At 57.1% G+C, this 18,368-nt stretch carries 16 protein-coding genes and 2 pseudogenes; 4 read left to right on the forward strand and 14 right to left on the reverse strand.

Translation table 11 applies throughout. The features are described 5' to 3' along the window. Window positions 1-72: 72 nt before the first annotated feature. From ACNA0I_RS01415 to ACNA0I_RS01450, 8 genes are all read right to left on the reverse strand, one after another. Window positions 73-1,734 carry a long-chain-fatty-acid--CoA ligase gene (locus ACNA0I_RS01415; RefSeq protein ID WP_415804275.1) on the reverse strand — a complete coding sequence of 554 codons (1,662 nt, stop codon included), beginning with the start codon at window positions 1,732-1,734 and terminating at the stop codon, window positions 73-75. A gap of 30 nt (window positions 1,735-1,764) precedes the next feature. After that, window positions 1,765-2,748: a Bug family tripartite tricarboxylate transporter substrate binding protein gene (locus ACNA0I_RS01420; RefSeq protein ID WP_415804276.1), complete on the reverse strand. Its 984-nt coding sequence runs from the start codon at window positions 2,746-2,748 to the stop codon at window positions 1,765-1,767. Between the two features lie 73 nt (window positions 2,749-2,821). Continuing rightward, window positions 2,822-3,973 carry an acyl-CoA dehydrogenase family protein gene (locus ACNA0I_RS01425; protein WP_415804277.1) on the reverse strand — a complete coding sequence of 384 codons (1,152 nt, stop codon included), beginning with the start codon at window positions 3,971-3,973 and terminating at the stop codon, window positions 2,822-2,824. Window positions 3,974-3,984: 11 nt separating this feature from the next. Further along, window positions 3,985-5,181, reverse strand: a complete 1,197-nt coding sequence (locus ACNA0I_RS01430) for an acyl-CoA dehydrogenase family protein (RefSeq protein WP_415804278.1) — start codon at window positions 5,179-5,181, stop codon at window positions 3,985-3,987. Between the two features lie 113 nt (window positions 5,182-5,294). Next, on the reverse strand, window positions 5,295-6,212 hold the full coding sequence (locus ACNA0I_RS01435) for an SDR family NAD(P)-dependent oxidoreductase (protein WP_415804279.1): 918 nt from the start codon (window positions 6,210-6,212) through the stop codon (window positions 5,295-5,297). Between the two features lie 14 nt (window positions 6,213-6,226). Then, on the reverse strand, window positions 6,227-7,099 hold the full coding sequence (locus ACNA0I_RS01440) for a MaoC/PaaZ C-terminal domain-containing protein (RefSeq protein ID WP_415804280.1): 873 nt from the start codon (window positions 7,097-7,099) through the stop codon (window positions 6,227-6,229). After that, window positions 7,096-7,506, reverse strand: coding sequence for a Zn-ribbon domain-containing OB-fold protein (locus tag ACNA0I_RS01445; RefSeq protein WP_415804281.1), 411 nt, complete (start codon window positions 7,504-7,506; stop codon window positions 7,096-7,098). Before ACNA0I_RS01445 ends, ACNA0I_RS01440 begins: the two co-directional genes overlap by 4 nt. Before the next feature lie 4 nt (window positions 7,507-7,510). Continuing rightward, window positions 7,511-8,674: a thiolase domain-containing protein gene (locus ACNA0I_RS01450; RefSeq protein WP_415804282.1), complete on the reverse strand. Its 1,164-nt coding sequence runs from the start codon at window positions 8,672-8,674 to the stop codon at window positions 7,511-7,513. 245 nt (window positions 8,675-8,919) lie between these two features. On the opposite strand from ACNA0I_RS01450, the gene ACNA0I_RS01455 reads away from it, so the two are divergent. Next, window positions 8,920-9,633 carry a GntR family transcriptional regulator gene (locus ACNA0I_RS01455; protein ID WP_415804283.1) on the forward strand — a complete coding sequence of 238 codons (714 nt, stop codon included), beginning with the start codon at window positions 8,920-8,922 and terminating at the stop codon, window positions 9,631-9,633. An 813-nt stretch (window positions 9,634-10,446) separates the two neighbouring features. Here ACNA0I_RS01455 and ACNA0I_RS01460 read toward each other — a convergent pair. The 4 genes and pseudogenes from ACNA0I_RS01460 to ACNA0I_RS01475 all read right to left on the reverse strand — a co-directional run. After that, window positions 10,447-10,806 (reverse strand): annotated as a pseudogene (locus tag ACNA0I_RS01460) (helix-turn-helix domain-containing protein); the annotation flags it as partial. Further along, window positions 10,803-11,038, reverse strand: a pseudogene (locus ACNA0I_RS01465) (type II toxin-antitoxin system HigB family toxin). The pseudogenes ACNA0I_RS01465 and ACNA0I_RS01460, both read right to left, overlap by 4 nt. 514 nt (window positions 11,039-11,552) lie before the next feature. Next, window positions 11,553-12,431: an exonuclease domain-containing protein gene (locus ACNA0I_RS01470; protein WP_415804284.1), complete on the reverse strand. Its 879-nt coding sequence runs from the start codon at window positions 12,429-12,431 to the stop codon at window positions 11,553-11,555. A gap of 65 nt (window positions 12,432-12,496) precedes the next feature. Beyond that, on the reverse strand, window positions 12,497-12,646 hold the full coding sequence (locus ACNA0I_RS01475; protein WP_415804285.1) for a transposase: 150 nt from the start codon (window positions 12,644-12,646) through the stop codon (window positions 12,497-12,499). A gap of 103 nt (window positions 12,647-12,749) precedes the next feature. On the opposite strand from ACNA0I_RS01475, the gene ACNA0I_RS01480 reads away from it, so the two are divergent. From ACNA0I_RS01480 to ACNA0I_RS01490, 3 genes are all read left to right on the forward strand, one after another. Next, window positions 12,750-13,868 (forward strand): Fic family protein, encoded by a 1,119-nt coding sequence (locus ACNA0I_RS01480; protein WP_415804286.1) that lies wholly within the window; start codon window positions 12,750-12,752, stop codon window positions 13,866-13,868. Between the two features lie 202 nt (window positions 13,869-14,070). Further along, window positions 14,071-14,475, forward strand: coding sequence for a nucleotide pyrophosphohydrolase (locus ACNA0I_RS01485; RefSeq protein WP_415804287.1), 405 nt, complete (start codon window positions 14,071-14,073; stop codon window positions 14,473-14,475). Between the two features lie 33 nt (window positions 14,476-14,508). Then, window positions 14,509-16,368 (forward strand): DNA/RNA helicase domain-containing protein, encoded by a 1,860-nt coding sequence (locus ACNA0I_RS01490; protein ID WP_415804288.1) that lies wholly within the window; start codon window positions 14,509-14,511, stop codon window positions 16,366-16,368. Between the two features lie 109 nt (window positions 16,369-16,477). Here the strand turns inward: ACNA0I_RS01490 and ACNA0I_RS01495 are convergent, their stop codons facing one another. Further along, window positions 16,478-17,269, reverse strand: coding sequence for a GntR family transcriptional regulator (locus tag ACNA0I_RS01495; RefSeq protein ID WP_415804289.1), 792 nt, complete (start codon window positions 17,267-17,269; stop codon window positions 16,478-16,480). A 379-nt stretch (window positions 17,270-17,648) separates the two neighbouring features. Further along, on the reverse strand, window positions 17,649-18,368 hold the full coding sequence (locus tag ACNA0I_RS01500) for an ABC transporter ATP-binding protein (protein ID WP_415804820.1): 720 nt from the start codon (window positions 18,366-18,368) through the stop codon (window positions 17,649-17,651).

Here is an 18,368-nt window from a genome sequence, read left to right on the forward strand (position 1 = left end):
CCTGATTTTGAAGAATGCAGCCATTGATCGGATAGTTTTACGGGCACTGCGTGATTGGATCTGGCAAGGCCGTCAAATCTGCGCAGGCTCGGCTCGATCTTTTTCCCGCTGAGCTTCCTGAAGTTGTCGCCATGCGATCTTGCCAGTGGCCAATTTGGGAAGCTCATCCACGAAATCTACCAGCCTGGGGTATTTATAGGCTGCCATCCTGACCTTGCACCAGTCGATGATGTCTGCAGCAGCGACACGTTCCTTTGCAGCGTCATGCAGCACAATCACGGCCTTGACCGTCTCGCCCCGATACGGATCGCTGGCGGCTATCACACAAGCCTCCCGCACATCCGGATGCTCATGAAGCAATGCCTCGATTTCGGTGGGCCATACCTTGTAGCCGGAGGCATTGACCATGCGCTTGAGCCGGTCGACGATAAAAAAATAACCTTCTTCGTCCACATAGCCCAGATCGCCAGTGCGAAAGAAGCTTTTTTCGTCCAACTCGATGAATGCTTCGCGCGTCGCCTGTTCATTGTGCCAGTAGCCTTTGAACATCTTATCGCTGGATATGACGATCTCGCCCACCTCGCCTTGCGACAGCTCCCTCATGCTCTCGGGGTCCGCGATGCGCGCATCCGTGTCGAACAGAGGTACACCCAAGCATTGATGCTTAAAGTGCGCCGCCGGGTTGCCCATAAAGGGCATACCCTCGGACAAGCCATAGCCTTCCAGAAAATCGACTCCCATCAGCGCCTTGATGCGTTCCCCCACCGCTTGGGGCATGCCGGCCCCGCCGCCGCCAAGACGTCTAAGCGAGCGCAGATCATAGCTGGCGATCTGAGGACTTGCCAGGAAGTCAATAAGCATGGTCGGCATCGTATTCCAATGCGTCACCCTGTGCCTAGCAATCAGCTCGGCTGCAGCGTCCCGATTCCAGCGCTGCAGCAGGACCAGCGTCCCCCCAACGTAAATAGGAACGTTCATCATGTTCTGCATGCCCGTGATATGAAAGAAAGGTAGCGCCGCCAAGACTACCGTTTCCGACTGCATGCCCATCCAATGCGCCACTGTGTTGGTGCTCGCCATCATCGACTGATGCGTATGCATGCAGCCTTTGGGGCTGCCGGTGGTCCCCGAGCTGTAGAGGATCACCGCCAATTGTGCAGGGTCATGCGCGACAGGATGGCTTGGCACGCGCCCGGCCGTCATGGCAGACTCGAAGTCATACACCACTGGCGCCGCAGCGGGCGGCAGTCGAGCTGGGGCGTCGCCCGTCGACGCCTGTCTGTTGGCAACAATCACCGCCACAAGATCTGCGGCGCCGTCCATGGCCAACAGTTCGTCCAGGTTCTCCTTGCTACAGAAGGCGACACGCGCCTCGCTGTCGGCTCGATAGTGCCCGATCTCTCCACGCTTGTTCATCGGATTCACGGGTACCAGCGCGGCGCCGACGCGCAGGATCGCGTAGTAGGCGATGATGAACTCGCGGCAGTTCTGCATGTACACCATGACTCGCTCCGCGCCTTGGACGCCCAGGTCCTGCTCCAGAAAACCAGCCAGCTGGTCCACTTGATCAAGCAGTTCACGGTACGTCAGGGAGCCGAACGAATCGATCAGGACCGTCTTTTCAGGGAAGCGGGTCGCCGATACGACCAAGTTGAAGTAAAGGTTCGTGGCCGGCGTCGTCAACTGATACGGAAGATGCTGAGGCCAAGTACGGATATTCTGCGGTTTCGTCATGGGACCTTATCCACATTCCTTGGAAAGCGGTCAATCGAGGGTGATATTGAAGTCGGCGATCGCCTTAGCCCAGGTTTGCCGGTCGTGGACCACGCGCTTGCCGAAGGCTTCTTCGTCGGCTCCGGTCGGCTCCTGTCCGGTCGCCAGAATACGCTGCGCAATATCCTGACGCTGCACGGCTTTGGTGATAGCTCGCGATAGCTGCGCCACGATAGCTTTAGGGGTGCCAACAGGGGCGAAGACGCCACACCATCCGCTGGCATTCATTTCGGGGAAGCCAGCTTCGATAAAGGTGGGCACGTTCGGAAGCAGAACTGACCGCGTAGGGTTCGCCACAGCAAGTATGCGGATCTTGTCGGCATCGGCATGCTGCTTGTATGTGCCGACGGCGCCCCAACCGCTTGTGACGCGGCCTGCGAGAACGTCCTGCAACGCAGGCATCTCCCCACTATAGGGAACGTGCAACAGTTTGATGCCGGCATGCTGGGAGAACTGCTCTGCCCAGATGTGCGCCGAAGTCCCTTTTCCGTAAGAGGCGTAGCTCAGCGTCTCGGGCTCCGTCTTGGCAAGTGCGACGAACGACTTCAAATCGGTCACCGGCAAGTTGCTGCCCACCCCGAACACGACCGGTGTATTAGACACTTCTGCAACAGGAGCGAGATCGCTCAACCGATAGGATGGCTTCTTGTGCAGCAGATCGGCTTGCAGGACGCCCGTGTGCGTGACAAGCAACGTATACCCATCGGGTTCCGCTTGCGACACGGTTGTAGCAGCGATCATTCCGCCTGCACCGGTCTTGTTCTCCACAACGACTGGCTGCTTGAACTCCTTGGTGAGTTCGTCACCGAGGATTCGCGCGATCGTGTCGATGCTGCCTCCCGGGCTGGTTGGCACGATAAGCTTGATTGGCCTAGCGGGAAAGTTGGACTGCGCGACAGCCAAGGTACCCGCTGATGTCAGCGCAGCAGCAATAATGAGGTTCCTGCAACACGAGGAAATAATGCGACGCTTCATGATGACTCCTTTGCTGTATCGAACAAGGAAACCAGTCGGTTACCGTGGGGAAGGAAATGAGCCGCATACCATTTCAAGTCAAGGCGCTATCTTCAAAAAAAGCAGGCTGCGCAGCGAACCGGGCCAGGTGATGGTCCGTGTCCCCCAACATCAGTTCGATTACCGTAAGCCTCTTGACGTAGTGGGAGACGGGCAGTTCGTCCGAAAGCCCCATCCCGCCATGCAACTGCACCGCTTGCTGAGCGATGAACTTCAGGGCCTGCCCGACACGCGCCTTGGCGGCTGATGCCATCCGCCTGCGATTCTGCGCATCGGTGGCAGCCGACAGCTTCGCTGCTGCCAGCGTGGCGATGGCGCGCGCCTGGGCCAGATGGATGGCCATGTCTACCATGCGGTGCTGCAATACCTGAAAGCTGCCAATTGGCACACCGAACTGCTGACGCGTTTTCAAGTACGCGAGCGTCGCGGCGTTCAGAGAATCCATGGCGCCGACGGCTTCACCGCACAGCAGCACGATGCCGTAGTCAGTCACGGCCTCCAGAGGCTCCCATCCAGCGCCTTCGGAGCATAGCAAGAGCGACGCCGGCAAGCGGACATTCGATAGCTCGACGTCGGCCGCGCGCATTCCGTCGATGGTTCGGTATTCGCGCATTGAGACACCAGGCGTGTCGGTCGGCAATAGAAAAAGGGAGATGCCGCTCGTTTCACGCTGCGCGCCCGAAGTACGGACAGACACGATTAGGTGGTCGGCCTGTGCGCCATGTGTCACGACCGTTTTCATACCGTCGAGCACGTAATCGCCCTCTCTCGCCCTGGCAGTTGTCGCGATGTCGAACAGGTCGTGCCTAGATTGCCGTTCTCCTAGTGCGCAAGCCAGCTTGAGCCGGCCTGCCGCGACCTCTTCCAGCCGTGCGTCATGTCCGCCCGACAGTTTGAGGAACTCCGCGCCCATCGCCGTTGAGAAGCAAGGCTCGACCACCAGACCGCGCCCTAGCTCCTCCATCACGATCAACATGTCCACGGCGCTGCCCTCGAATCCGCCCACGGACGCCGGCAAGGCCAATGCCATAGCGCCGAGTTCGGCCAGCGCGCGCCACGCTTTCTCGGATGTGCCGAGCTCGCCATGGATGGTAGCGCGGCGCTGCTCGAAGCCGTAGTCCTTTTCAATCCAGCGGCGTAGCGCGTCGGCGAATTGCTGTTGTTCCTGCGTATAGTCGAAGTTCATGATGACCCTCCTTACAGGCCCAGTACGAGCTTGGCGACGACGTTCTTCTGGATTTCGTTAGAGCCGCCGTAGATCGCTATCTTTCGATGGTTTAGGTACAGCGACGCGAGGGGCGCCGCGTCGTCGTTCTGCGTGATGCAGTGTGCGCGCTCCCCGGCGAGGAACGCAGGATCAAAGGGTGCACCATAGGGCCCCACCGTCTCGAGCATCAGCTCGGTGATAGCCAGTTGGATCTCACTGCCCTTGATCTTCAACATGGAAGCCTCTGGGGCCGGCGACGTCCGGTGACCCTCCTGAGAGATGGTCTTCTGTACGAGCATTTCAAGCGCCATCAACTCGATCTCCAAGGAGGCCACCTTGATGGCGAACACTGGATCCCTCATCAACGACTCGCCGTTCTTGCGCTGCTTGTGTGCCAACTGTTTGAGCAGCCGCAACTCCCGCTTGGAGCGCCCAACAGCGGCGATGTTGGTGCGCTCATGCCCCAGGAGGTACTTGGCATAGGTCCACCCGCGGTTTTCCTCGCCGATCAAGTTGTCCACCGGCACTCGGACGTTATCGAAGAACACTTCGTTAACCTCGTGCTCCTCATCGAGCATAATGATGGGCCGCACCGTGATGCCGGGGCTGTTCATGTCGATCAACAAGAAGGAAATTCCTTCCTGCTTGCGCGCCTTCGAATCGGTACGCACGAGGCAGAAAATCATGTTGGCGTACTGCGCCCACGTCGTCCAAGTCTTCTGGCCATTCACAACGTAGTGGTCGCCGATGCGTTCGGCGCGGGTCTTAACCGCAGCCAGGTCGGAGCCAGCATCCGGCTCCGAATAGCCCTGACACCACCAGTCGTCGCAGTTCAGAATACGCGGCAGGTAATGGCGCTTCTGCGCCTCACTGCCGAAGGCCATGATGACCGGTGCCACCATGTTGACGCCAAAAGGCATGATAATCGGAGCACCGGCCACAGCGCACGCCTCGTCCCAGATGTGGCGCTGCACTGCTGTCCAACCGGTTCCACCGTAATCGACCGGCCAACTGGTCCCCACCCATCCTTGCGCGGCCACGATTTTGTGCCAACGCACGAAGTCCTCACGACTCAGCCGCCTGTGGTTGAGCACCTTGTCCCGTAGATCCTCGGGCAAATTCTGCTGCAGCCATGCGACCACGGTATCGCGGAATGCCAGGTCCTGCGGGCTATACGTCAGATCCACGTTATCTCCAATTATGACTATTTCGACTCAAAGAGAGGACAAGGCACACCGCCATTCGCGGCACAGCGGCATCGCCATATCGCAGATGCCCCAACCGGTAATTGCGCCGACGCTTAGACAGGCGGCCAGTTGAAGACGTCCGCCGTCTCCTCCAGTGGCGTGAGCGCGCTGCGCACCGCTGGCAGCGCATGCTCGGCGATGCTTTGCACCGTCCAGCCTTCGGACTGGTGCACGGACTTGACCGGGCGCGGCTGGCTCATAAGCATGATTTCGTTGCCACGTACGGCGAACACCTGGCCATTAACATCCGCGGCCAAGTCACTGGCCAGAAAGACCGCCAGAGGCGCAACCTTGGCCGAGGTCATCAGTTGCTGCTTGCGCTGAGCTGCCAACCTCTGGGCGTCGGTCGTGATGGGCACTGACGCGACCATGCGCCCCCAGGCGAACGGTGCGATGCAATTAGAGCGCACACCCGAACGTTGCATATCAATGGCGATTGTGCGCGATAGACCAACGATGCCCATCTTGGCAGCCGCATAGTTGGCCTGCGCGCGGTTGCCAACTAGGCCCGAAGTAGATGTCATGTGGACGAAGGACCCGCCGCCCTGCTCCTTGAAGAGCCCAGCTGCCGCTCTGCTGGTATAGAAGGAGCCGTACAGATGCACCTTCATGACGGCGTCCCATTCTTCTTCGCTCATCTTATGGAAGTAGCGGTCTCGCAGAATGCCGGCATTGTTGACCACGCAGTCGATTCGCCCGAAGCTGTCGACCGCCTGTTGGATCAGGCGTTGCGCACCTTCGCGCGTGGCAATGGAGTCCGTGTTGACGGCAGCTTCGCCACCCGCGGTGCGGATTTCCGCCACCACCGCCGCTGCCGGCCCTGCATCACTTCCCTCGCCACTGAGTGACACACCAATGTCGTTCACCACCACGCGCGCGCCAGCTTGCGCCAACTGCAGTGCGATGTCGCGGCCGATACCGCCTCCGGCCCCCGTGACCACAGCTACCTTTCCTAACATGGATTCGTTCATGAATTCACCTTTAATCATTTAAAACGCGCCTGCGCGTGGCTGATCACCACGACCCCACGCGCGACCACGTGGCCCTCGAGCGCCACGTGGTCGCGCTCGTCCCACATTCGGAACTCGATCTCCTCGGCCGGGTAGATCGGCGCCGAAAAGCGTGCGTCCAGAGCGGTCAGCCGTTGTGCGTCGCTCGCCGCGAAGGCCCGGATGGCCGCCATGGCCGCGAAGCCATAGGTCGCTAGCCCGTGCAGGATGGGTCGGGGAAAGCCCGCGCGCTGCGCCGCCTGCGGGTCGATATGCAGTCGATTGTTGTCGCCGCACAACCGATACAGCAACGCTGCATCAGCACGCACGGAGTACTGCACGCGCAGATCCGGCTCGCGCGCCGGCGAAGCAATCAGCGCCGGCAGGGGTTCGTCGCCCAAGACGAGATCGTCTGCCCCGGTCGCCGAAAACCCCCCATCGCCGCGACAGAAGAACAGTTGCCAAGCGCGCCCGTAGCGATCGCCACTCTCCGATTGCAGCGTCTTGCACACTGTTATCAGTGCGCCCTTTCCCGCCCCCTTATCGACGATGCGGCACACACGCGAAATACCAACGACGCGGCCATGTACAGGCAAGGGACGCTCCAACGCAATCCGCTGCTCGCCGTGGACGAGGCGCGCGGCATCGATCTCCATCGACTTCTCATCACGCGCCCAGAAACCTGGAGAGGCGATAACGGCGGCCATGGAAGGGACGGCCACCTGGTTGGTCTCGTCCACCAGTTGCAGTTGACGTGCGTCGAGAGGATCGGACACGGCGCCAACAGCCAGCGCATAGAGCGCCGAGTCGCGGGCGGTGTAGTCGTGGACGACTGTGCGGCTCCAAGCCTTGACGGCGTCTAGGTTCACGTGCCCTCTCCCACCCGGTCTAGCACGAAGACCGGCACCCTGACACTACCGGCGCGGCCGAATGCAACGCGCACCGGGGTGCCAACGGCAAGCCGCCCGGGTGCTGCATCCACGATATTGCTGAGCATGCGCACGCCTTCCTCCAACTCAACGAAGGCCAACACCTGCCGGTCCGAGGCCGCACCAGTCACGGTGTACGTATAGATGTGACCCCGGCCGCTGGCTTCGGCCCAATCCACTTCCGTCGAAAAGCAATGCGGACAACTGTGGCGAGGGTAATAGTGAGCACGCCCGCAGACGCGGCAACGACCGTACAGGAGACGGCCCTGCGCGGCGGCGACGAAGAAGGCCTCGTTTTCGGGATTGGTGGCAGGAGCTGGCCACTCGCGGTCATCTGAGAGAAACATGTGATCAATTCCGTCCAAGAATGAGTGTGGCGCTGCCGTGGCGGGCGCCTAGGTTGCCGCCCATGCCCTGCGCCAAGGCGATCTCGCATCCGGGCACTTGCACATTGGGATGGGCTTCGCCGCGTAACTGACGTACCGCCTCGATCACTTTGGTAATTCCGCCGCGATTGGCTGGATGGTTGTTGCATAGTCCTCCGCCGTCGGTGTTGAAGGGAAGTCGGCCAACGCCGGAGATAAGATTGCCGTCCTGCACAAAGCGCCCACCTTCGCCCTTGGGGCAAAAGCCCAAATCCTCTAGCTGGAGCAGCACGGTAATAGTGAAACTGTCGTAGATTGACGCGTACTGGATGTCTGACGGCTTCACGCCGGCCTCGGTGAAGGCCTGCGCTCCCGACTGCGCCGCGCCGGTGACCAGCAGGTCTTCCCAGCTGCTGTAAACGCCGCGCACCGCTTCGCCCGCACCAAGCACGCTCACCACTGGGCGCGCCAGGCTACGCGCAATCTCAGGACGGGTGACCACCAGCGCACCGCCTCCGTCGCTAACCACACAGCAGTCGAGCCGATGGAGTGGGTTCGCAACCAACGGTGAGTTGATGACGTCCTCGACTGTCACGAGCTGCCGCAGCATCGCATAGGGGTTGTGTTGTGCATGCGTAGAGGCTGCAACCTTGATCCAGGCCAGTTGCTCGGCCGTCGTCCCGTGTTCGTACATGTGGCGGCGCGCGACAAGCGCGTAGCCGGCTAGGGTGTTCATGCCGAAGGGCTGTTCGAAGGCGGCGTCCGGCGAGGCGGCGCCGTATTCGCGGGGCTTGGCCATTGACGGATCGGTGCGTGGTTTTCCGGCCAATGTAATCAGGGCGACATTGCATTTGCCCGTCGCGATAGCCTGAGCCGCGTGCGCGACATGGACGAGGTAGGACGACCCGCCCGTCTCCGTGGTGTCCAGGTGCTTCACCCGCAGTCCTAGGTAGTCCAGCATTGAGAGAGGCCCCAGCCCCGGCACATCTCCGGCACAGAAGTAAGCGTCGACGTCCTTGATGGAAAGCCCCGCATCAGCCAGCGCGCCTCGCGCACATTCGGCATGCAACTGGGCGACCGAGTGGTGTTCTGCTTTTCGAAGCGGGTGTTCGAAAGCGCCCGCGATGCACGCTTTTCCCTTGATGGTCATGAGAGGACTTCCGAATGAAACGGTGCCATTGGCGGAGCTGTACAGCGGGCTCCGTGCTAATAGTCCGTGCTGTATTTGTCGGAATATTCTGCTGAACAGAATATCGTTCTGTATTCAGAACTGAATTCTGTCCTAAGTTCAGAGAAAGCGCAATAGGGTTAGAATGGATAGACGTTGGCGTCTTTCGACCCCAACCCCTGGGGCATTTGCGGCCGCCCTTCCGAGAAGACTCACCCTTTGATCGAATGAACGCCTCTATCTCTGCTGTAGACGATTGCGCAATATCTGAAAAAATTGGTGCAACGGTTTACGAAGCGCTGCGTGCAAAAGCAATCACGCACTCCTTCCTTCCTGGCGAACGCCTGAACGAAGGCGTGCTGGCTAACGAACTACGCGTTTCGCGTACTCCGCTACGGGAAGCGCTCAACCGACTGGCTACAGAAGGCTTTTTGCGCTCTGTATCAGGGAAAGGCTTCTTCTTTAGGGAGCTCGACCCAAAGGAGCTTTTTGATCTGTACGAATTGCGTTTGACGGTTGAACTAGCGGCGGTGCAATTGGCTGCCACGCGTGCGAGTACTGAGCAGATTGATGCGCTCGCGGCAATGGTGGGTGACGACGCGACCAGAGAGGAATGTTCGGCAGCAGAGTTAGTGGCTCAGGACGAGCAGTTTCACGAGCGCCTCGTTGCACTGGCCGGAAACGTTGAGATGTGCCGTCTACTGGACAACATCAACGCGCGCATACAATTCGTGCGCTGGATCGATGTGGGTACGCCGACTCGCCGAGCCACGCACCATGACCACAAGGCGATTGTGCAAGCATTGAAGAACGGCAACATCAAATCTTGCACGGCGCGTCTAAGGAAGCACATCGAACGCCGCCAAGACGAGATCATCGAGGCAGCCCACACCCGCATTGCTCAGTTGTTCACTGAACGCGCATCTCGCGTGCGTCGCTGATCTATCGACGGGCAGGTGCCCGGTATGTACCCGGACAGGCACTTCCGAACGTAATGTGATCGAGCTAATGCAGGAACACATGAGCTTCACGAAATTGGCAGATACCGCTCTAAAGCGGTGCCGCTGCCTGCTGGACTATGGCTCACTCGAATCATCAACGGGACTCGTAAGCCCTCGCTGAAAGGGATTGGCTGTGATCGATACGGCCCCTTACCGTCGTTTTTTACCGTTAGAAGCCATTATCGCTAGCAAAATCCTGTTTCAGTGAAGTGGAGATGCACCGTTTGGCCGCCTCTTCATTTAACGCCACATCAGCGTGGCCTTGGTCGGCGGGCTGGTTGACTTAGTCATGGGAAGGCTATCGGGAAAACCAGGTCTGCACCACCGTAACCAGCCGATCGCCTAACCACACCATTGCTTTTTGTGTCCTAGCCCGTACGATACTTGCTCTCCACGCTATCGCCTGCCTTGATTGAGCGCCACAAACGACAGTAGAGCGGCCCCCAAGATGAGCATGCCCGAAATCAGCCAAAGCCCCAGCTGCAACGAGGCCGTGGTGCTCTTCACATAACCAATAAGGCTAGGATGACAAATCCCCCGCCTCAAGGCGTGCCGGTTCGATTCCCGCCCCAACCACCAGAATTTGAAAGCCGCTACTGCTGAACTGCACCCCTAAAGTTGGACACCGATCCAACTTTAGGGGTGTTTTTTTGACGTGCCCCCGGAAATTGGACGGTTTAAAATTGGAGAGGGGTTGCCTATGCAGAGCGGCTTTTTGTTTGGCTCTAGAAAGGAGGCGAGACTATGCGTGTGCCGAATCAAACTCTCAGCCGGAATGCCATGCTCTTGATGCAAGCGCCAAATCATCGGCAACGTCAAATTACGCTTACGGCTCAACACCTCATAGACGCGATTGCGTTTGCCGATCATAGGCTCTAAATCTTTCGGCTTAAGACCGCCCTGCTCCATTCTAAACTTGATGGCCTCGACAGAATCCGGCAAATCGATCGGATAGTGTTTGGCCTCATAGGCCTGAACCAACGTGGTCAGAACATCTAGCAGATCGCCATCAGGCGTACCCAATTCTGGATCCGATTCCATTAGCCTAGAAATTATCTTTAGAGCCGACTTGTAATCGGCCTCAGTATGTACGGTGCGGATTTCCATAATCACTGCATTTCCACGGTTTCGGCGTCGATCTGGTCATATTCGGCGTGCATGCCGACAAACTCCACGTAAACGGTGCCGAGCTTGACCGCAACAACAACTATTAATCGTAGTCATTGCCTTTTGTATTGAAGGCCACACGCCGCCTCTTGAAGGTGCTGGCGCTGCGATAGTCTGCCTTGATGTCAGCAGACTGAGCCCATTTCGCTTTAGCAATCTCATCTGCCCAGGCCTTCAGAGGTTGTTCCGCATCCGGATGCGTGTCCCAGAACTGATTTCAGTCCCAATTGGGGACTACCGCAACCATCTACCCGTCTCACTCGTCGGTCAGTCCCTGGAGGCACCGGTGACATCAATTCTGCCGCAGCAATGCGAGGGCGCGAACGGAATGATGCTAATCAGGCAAGGTGTCCAATAAATCCACGTCATTGACAAATATGACCTTCGCCTTATGTACTGGGCACGACATCTCAACCTCGGAATCAGGGTGTATATGAAGATCATCGCCCCGTAGGCCTTGCCACATTGCCAAGTATCTATGAGAACCATACTTCCTGCCTTTGATAGCAGCCTCAACACCTCCTTTCCACGGAAGCACGACCAACTCGCCCTTTCGGGCTCGCTCCGCCAAATTTGGCTGTTCTCGCGCCAACTCCTTGCCCCTCTCCCAACAGGCTATTAACCCACCATCCTCCCCATGCCAAAGCTGTTTGTTTGACAGCCCTGTTCTGTTGCTTGCTTGTGCTGACCGCTCAATCACCATTCTGCGCTCCCGTCACCATGGCCAAGAAATCACTTTCTCCCAAGACTCTCAAGCAGGCACCCTGAGCAATAAGCGCTTCGGCTTTCAGATGCTTGGAACTCTTGCTCTTGCCCGCCAGTTTCGTAATATCCTGATCCCCAACGACCAAAATGGTCGTCTTTCTGTTCACCCCAGAGGCAATATCACAGCCAACTTCCGCGGCTAGCCTGGCGGCTTCAGGTCGTGACATCGATAACTGCCCAGTGAAAACCACTACCTCTCCTGCGAATGGGCCCTCGGCGTTACCCTCCTGCGCAATAGGTGCGATGTAGCTGCCATCAGGTTTAGGCAATCGCCGCTCGACGCGCTTCAGCCACCAGTCCAACGATTTGCCACTCTCTCTGACCGCACGGACAACGATCATTCCCGCCGCTGTAGCGTCTTCTAATGCGTCATGATGGCGGAATCGGATGCCAAGCATATGGGCAACATTGGCGAGGCCGTAGCCTTTTTGCGCTACCGCCGGCCATGCCCGTCTTGCTACCCGAGCTGAGTCCAGCCATATGCAATCAAACAGTCGCTCTCCAGAGGCGCGAAATGCTTGAGCCAATGCGGCTCGGTCAAACCCTGTATGAGCGACCACAACTGACCCGCGCAGCCTTGTCTCTAACTCTCTGGCCGCCTCGCGGAACGTAGGCGCGCCGGCAATCGCAAGCTCGTCAATGCCGTGGACAGACACGTTTACAGGGTCGAAAAAGTCTTTGGGATCGACCAAGGACGACCACTGATCGACCACCTCCCCACCTCGGAACACGGACAGCCCGATTTGGCAAATACTCGCCATGTTCGGGTTAGCCGTCTCTACGTCAATGGAAACGAAGCTAGGCATAACCTTCACCGAAGTAACAAATCTATTCCAATGGTAGCTCATCTCATCAACAAGCGACCGTAAACCTAGCCGTCGCATTTGCGATCGAACTGCTTGAGCTTGCGCAACTCGCTTATGTCAAAATCGGCGTACTTCTTCTTCCATGTGTAGAAGGTTGTCTTCGACACTCCAGGCTGCCGACAGACGTCGACCCCCGCCGTACCGCTCCCGGCCAACGCACCTGCAATTGAAGAGCCGCTACTGCAATGCTGCCGGGGATCGTAATAACCCCCCCCGTATGGGTTTGACGAAAAGGCTTAAGCCCGCCACAATCACCGCATGAATTACGGTGAATATATCTGGCAATCGCCGCATTGGCCCACTTGGCAATACGACCTCACCGCCCTGGCAGAGCCTTTGGCGGCCGTTAGTCGCGCCCAAGGCCTGCTGCTCGGCCGCCTCGCAGACGTAGGCATGGCACTACGCGACGAAGCCAGCCTAGCCGCGCTAACCGAAGATGTAGTTCAAACCAGCGCCATCGAGGGCGAAACCCTGAACGTCGCTTCAGTTCGATCCTCCGTCGCACGTCACTTGGGCGTTGACATCGGCGCCCTAGAGCCGGTTGATCGTCACGTCGAGGGCACGGTGGACATGGTATTGGATGCCACATCTCACGCAACGGCCGCTCTTACCTCTGCTCGCCTATTCGGCTGGCACGCCGCGTTATTTCCCACCGGCTATTCTGGCATCAACACCATCCGCGTAGGCCGTTGGCGAAACGACTCCACAGGTCCCATGCAGGTCGTATCAGGTTCTATTGGCCGACAGAAAGTGCATTTCGAGGCTCCCCCCGCCGACCGGCTAGCAGCAGAGATGGAACAGTTCTTAACGTGGCTGAATAATCCCGCACCAAAAGAACCTGCCCTCATTCGAGCCGGCCTCGGTCATCTATGGTTCGTCACGCTGCACCCGTTTGACGACGGCAATGGCCGCATTGCGCGTGCGATCGGTGATTTGCTCCTAACCCGTGCAGATGGCAGCCCGCAACGCTTCTACAGCCTGTCCGCGCAAATTCAACGCGAGAGAAAAGCCTACTACGACGTCCTCGAACGCACACAAAAGGACGACATGGACGTGACGCCGTGGTTAGGCTGGTTTCTGGCCACTCTGCTCAAGTCCATCGAACGTGCTCATGTCGTACTGGACCAGGTCTTCACCAAAGCGAAGTTCTGGCAACACGCCGCATCTATCCCGATGAATGAACGACAGATCAAGGTGCTAAATCGACTGCTGGATGGATTCGAAGGAAAGCTGACAACCAGTAAATGGGCAGCGCTGGCCAAGTGTTCGCAGGACACCGCACTGCGGGATATTACCGAGCTGCTTCAGCACGGCGTTTTGCGCAAGGCCACTGGTGGAGGGAGAAGCACGCACTATGAGATCAAGCCCCCTAGTTAACGTCGGCCTCGTTAAACGAGAGATTTCACGACGCGATACGTCGGTCCCAAAACAACGTAAACAGAATGGATGTAGACGCGTTGCCACATCAAAGCAAGGACGCTTGCAGCACAGTGCTCGATTAGGACGAACACCCGCATAACGCAACAATTTGCCTGAGTGCAACTACCGGGTAACATGTCGTGTAAGTAGAAGTACGCACATGGACAACCCCGTGACCACAAATCCCCACGACAGCTCCCCACAAGAGCCACTGATCAACGTGACTGCGCTCCGCAAGGCACTAGATCAGTTCGCCACAGACCGCGACTGGACTCAATTCCACTCACCCAAAAACCTGGTCATGGCCCTAACCGGCGAGGTAGGCGAACTCACGGAAATCTTCCAATGGATGACCGAAGAGCAATCGCACGCCGCCGGCACCAACCCTGATACTGCACAGGCAGTAAAGGACGAACTCGCAGACGTGCAGCTTTACCTAGTCCGTCTGGCATCGGTACTGGGCGTCGATCTCAACGAAGCTGTGCAATCAAAGCTTCAAAAGAACGCCGAAAAGTACCCTGCCGACAAGGCAAAAGGTTCAAGCAAGAAATACACAAAACTCTAAAGCTCACCCATTCATTGCGCGGAGCAAGCAGTAATGATCGTCTACGAAGCCGATAAGAAACAGTTTCTACACCACACTGACTATGACGACATTGAAAACGTCATCTTAACGAGCTTCAAGACAGTCACGGGGAAGGGCGTCAACACATCCGAGCTACGATCTTGGAGAGAATCGCTCAGTCACGTGGCAATGGTGCTGCGTGATGATGACATCCCCGACGATATGGGCGTCGCCGTCGAGCTGCATATCCCGCAATCATCAAAGCGAATCGATGTCACGCTGACTGGCCGAGATGACGCCGGCAACAAAAACGTAGTCGTCATCGAACTCAAGCAATGGGAAAAAGCCGTCGCGACTGACAAAGACGCTATTGTCGTGACGTATCTGGGCGGAGGACAAAGAGAGGTCGTGCACCCGTCGTATCAAGCTTGGTCATACGCATCTCTGCTCGAGGGTTTTAACGAGGCGGTTTACGACGGCGGAATCGCCATCAGGCCATGTGCCTATTTACACAACTACACACGCGACGGCGTCATCGACGCGCCTCATTATTCTGGATATACGGTAAAGGCCCCACTGTTTTTAAAGGGCGCGAAAGAACGGCAGCAGCTGCGAGATTTCATTAAAAAGCACGTTAAATATGGGGACTCAAAAGAGATTCTCTACGAACTCGAAAACGGCCGTATTCGTCCCTCGAAAGCCCTGGCAGACGCATTGAAGGGCCTGTTGACCGCCAAGCCAGAGTTCGTTCTGATCGACGATCAAAAAGAGGTCTTTGAGGCCGCCTTGGCGGCGGGCCGCACTGCGTCGGCCGATGCGCCAAAAGTCATCATCATTGAAGGCGGGCCAGGTACGGGCAAGACGGTGCTCGCTATCAATCTACTGGTCCGGCTGACGAGCTCGGGCCTGTTAGGGCAATACGTTTCAAAGAACGCCGCGCCGCGCGAGGTGTATCAATCAAAGCTGGTTGGAACCATCACCAAGACAAAATTCGCCAGTCTGTTCTCCGGCTCGGGACGATTCTTCGACACCGAGCCAAACTCGTACGATTTCCTGATTGTCGACGAGGCGCATCGCTTGAACGAAAAAAGCGGGCTCTATGGAAACCTGGGGGAAAACCAGGTCAAGGAACTGATCAACGCATCGGCATGCACTATCTTTTTCATCGACGAAGACCAACGTGTCACGCTGAACGATATCGGCACCAAACAAGCCATCCGTGATTTTGCTGCGGCGAAAGGTGCATCGATCGAAGAATATGAACTCGCCTCACAATTTCGATGCAGCGGTTCCGATGGCTATCTGGCTTGGTTGGACAACACGCTTGATATCCGTCAGACGGCGAATCCGATGCTTGATGTGGGCGAATATGATTTCAAAGTCTTTGACTCGCCGCAAGCGTTGCATGACGCCATAGAAGCCAAGAATGGTGAGAACAAAGCGCGCGTTGTTGCTGGCTATTGTTGGCCTTGGTTGAGCAAAAAAAACCCTCAGGCTAGCGACATCGTCATTGGCGACTATCGCCGTCAGTGGAATCTCGATAAAGACAGCAGTCTATGGATCATCGCGCCCAAATCCATCGAGCAGGTCGGCTGTATTCATACCTGTCAAGGCCTGGAGGTGGACTATATCGGTGTGATCATTGGCGATGACCTTATCGTACGTGACGGGAAAATGATAACGAATGCCGAACACAGGGATCGCCATGACAAGACTATTCGCGGATATAAGACACGACTCAAGACTGACCCTGATCGGGCCAGAGCTGAGGTCGACCTGATTATCAAAAACACCTATAGAACCCTCATGACGCGTGGAATGAAGGGATGCTATGTGTATTGCACTGACAACGAAACCGCTGAGTACTTCCGCTCTTTCCTCAATGCGGGATAGCAGTGGAATGGCTCCCGTTAACTCGCTCTACTGCCGCCTACTGCTGAAAATGAGGGGGGTTACCCCATCAGGGACGGACGTTGACTGGCCGTAAAACGAGTCTTCGAGATCAACTTTCAAAATCTTGGATACCAGAGACTTCCGGAGTTAGCATTACCTTCTCGGAAACTGCCGCGCCCGTTAGAAAGAACTTGGCGACCATTTCCCTGGCGATTTTCACCGCCCGTTCGCGGCTCATGTCTATATGCTCGGTAATAGATTGCAGCGCCTGTTTTTGATCTCGCTCACGCAGAAACCTGAGGACGTCATAATGGCTGTCGAACGCTTTTGCATTCCATGCGGACTGCTCAATATCAATGTGTCTTGCGACATGGATTCGACGCGTAATAGTCTCCATGAAGGCACTGAGCTCTTTGTTCTTTGCAAGGCCGATCAATCGTCTATGGAACTCTTCGTCGGCCAGCAAAAAGTCTGCTGATGTCATCCCGGAAGAGTTCGCCATGACGCTGCTCCAGTACTCTTGAACGGCCTGGATCTCATTGTCACTGGCATACCGCAGCGCTAAAAAAACTGCACGCCGCTCTAAAGCGATTCGCACTTGGTAAAGGTCTAGCACCTCGTCCACGCTGACGCTCTTGCGAAAAAAACCTTTGTTCATGACAAACGTCAGCAGACCCTCGGCTTCGAGACGATTCAATGCCTCTCTGAGCGGTGCTCTGCTTACCCCCAACTCTCGCCCCAATGCTTGCTCATTAATGCGAGTTCCAGGACGGAAATCGTAACGCATAGCGCGATCACGTAACTCGATATACAAGCGCTCGACTGAGCTTTCTTCGCGCGACCTAGAGGTATGACCAACGCCATTACTCTGGCCACGACGCGCGTTTTCGGTTGACTGCATCTTAGGTGCCTTCACTATCTTTTAAATACCTTTTGAACGATCGCAGATTTATATCCATTTCACCATCTTGCCGTCTTTCTCCCTGGGACAAGGAAGGGACCAAAAACGGTCGACAGCAGGTGTGCCACTTTAGAACCTTTTTCATAGAATAACTCTCGCACGCGTTTTTGCTCATCGCGCGCTCGTCCCGAACGGGTGACGGCATTTCGTCCGGTGTACGCCGACCAGCCGCACATGGGCCATGGCACACCCGAGTACGGTGGCCGACCCGACGCCGCGACCGTTATAACAGGACGTTTGATTTCTGAGCATAGAGTCAGAATTTGGGTTCCGAGCCTAGAATCAGACATGAACCGTCGGGCCTCAACACCGATTGGCCTCAGTCAACTCGACCTCCCAGGTACAGCTCTCGTACTTTCGCATCGTGCAACAACTCACGACATTGGCCGCTCAGGGCCACCGTCCCCAGCGAAAGAATGTATGCCCTGTCCGAGATGCGCATGGCCTCAATCGCGTTCTGCTCGACCATGATGATGGTCACACCCTCCTGTTCGCGAACCTGCATGATCGCATCGAATACCTCGTGCAGCACTTTGGGAGAAAGTCCCGCGGAAGGCTCGTCCAGTAACAATACCCGGGGATTCGGCATTAGGGCTCGGGCCAACGCCAGTATCTGGCGTTCGCCACCAGACATCGATGCCGCAGGCGCATGGAGCTTTCGCTCCAGCACTGGATACAGCGCGCATAACTGCGAGATACGTTTGTCGCGTTCACGGACGGGAACGTAATAGCCGCCCATGAGCAGGTTCTCATACACGCTCATGGCGGTAAAAATATTGTCCGTCTGTGGAACGAAACCGAGTCCACAGCTGCGGACCTTGTCATGCACTGGCACCCCGGAGACGTCTTTGCCATTGAGCCAGACAATACCGCTACGTGTACATAGATAGCCTGCGATCGTCTTGAGCAACGTAGATTTTCCGCAGCCGTTCGGCCCCAGCAGGCAGACGATCTCTGCCGGCTCGGCGTAGAGTGAAATGCCATTGAGGATGTCCACATCCTTGATGTAGCCCGCGACCACCTCATCGATTTTAATCAT

This window comes from Bordetella muralis (assembly GCF_965139205.1).
GTDB classification, from domain to species: domain Bacteria; phylum Pseudomonadota; class Gammaproteobacteria; order Burkholderiales; family Burkholderiaceae_B; genus Bordetella_A; species Bordetella_A muralis.

Coding starts and splice junctions, on each gene's coding strand:
- ACNA0I_RS01490 (WP_415804288.1), top strand. CDS start 14,509: ATGATCGTCTACGAAGCCGATAAGAAACAGTTTCTACACCACACTGAC.
- ACNA0I_RS01485 (WP_415804287.1), top strand. CDS start 14,071: ATGGACAACCCCGTGACCACAAATCCCCACGACAGCTCCCCACAAGAG.
- ACNA0I_RS01445 (WP_415804281.1), bottom strand. CDS start 7,506: ATGTTTCTCTCAGATGACCGCGAGTGGCCAGCTCCTGCCACCAATCCC.
- ACNA0I_RS01470 (WP_415804284.1), bottom strand. CDS start 12,431: ATGCCTAGCTTCGTTTCCATTGACGTAGAGACGGCTAACCCGAACATG.
- ACNA0I_RS01415 (WP_415804275.1), bottom strand. CDS start 1,734: ATGACGAAACCGCAGAATATCCGTACTTGGCCTCAGCATCTTCCGTAT.
- ACNA0I_RS01500 (WP_415804820.1), bottom strand. CDS start 18,368: ATGATTAAAATCGATGAGGTGGTCGCGGGCTACATCAAGGATGTGGAC.
- ACNA0I_RS01420 (WP_415804276.1), bottom strand. CDS start 2,748: ATGAAGCGTCGCATTATTTCCTCGTGTTGCAGGAACCTCATTATTGCT.
- ACNA0I_RS01495 (WP_415804289.1), bottom strand. CDS start 17,269: ATGCAGTCAACCGAAAACGCGCGTCGTGGCCAGAGTAATGGCGTTGGT.
- ACNA0I_RS01480 (WP_415804286.1), top strand. CDS start 12,750: ATGAATTACGGTGAATATATCTGGCAATCGCCGCATTGGCCCACTTGG.
- ACNA0I_RS01435 (WP_415804279.1), bottom strand. CDS start 6,212: ATGAACGAATCCATGTTAGGAAAGGTAGCTGTGGTCACGGGGGCCGGA.
- ACNA0I_RS01455 (WP_415804283.1), top strand. CDS start 8,920: ATGAACGCCTCTATCTCTGCTGTAGACGATTGCGCAATATCTGAAAAA.
- ACNA0I_RS01425 (WP_415804277.1), bottom strand. CDS start 3,973: ATGAACTTCGACTATACGCAGGAACAACAGCAATTCGCCGACGCGCTA.
- ACNA0I_RS01450 (WP_415804282.1), bottom strand. CDS start 8,674: ATGACCATCAAGGGAAAAGCGTGCATCGCGGGCGCTTTCGAACACCCG.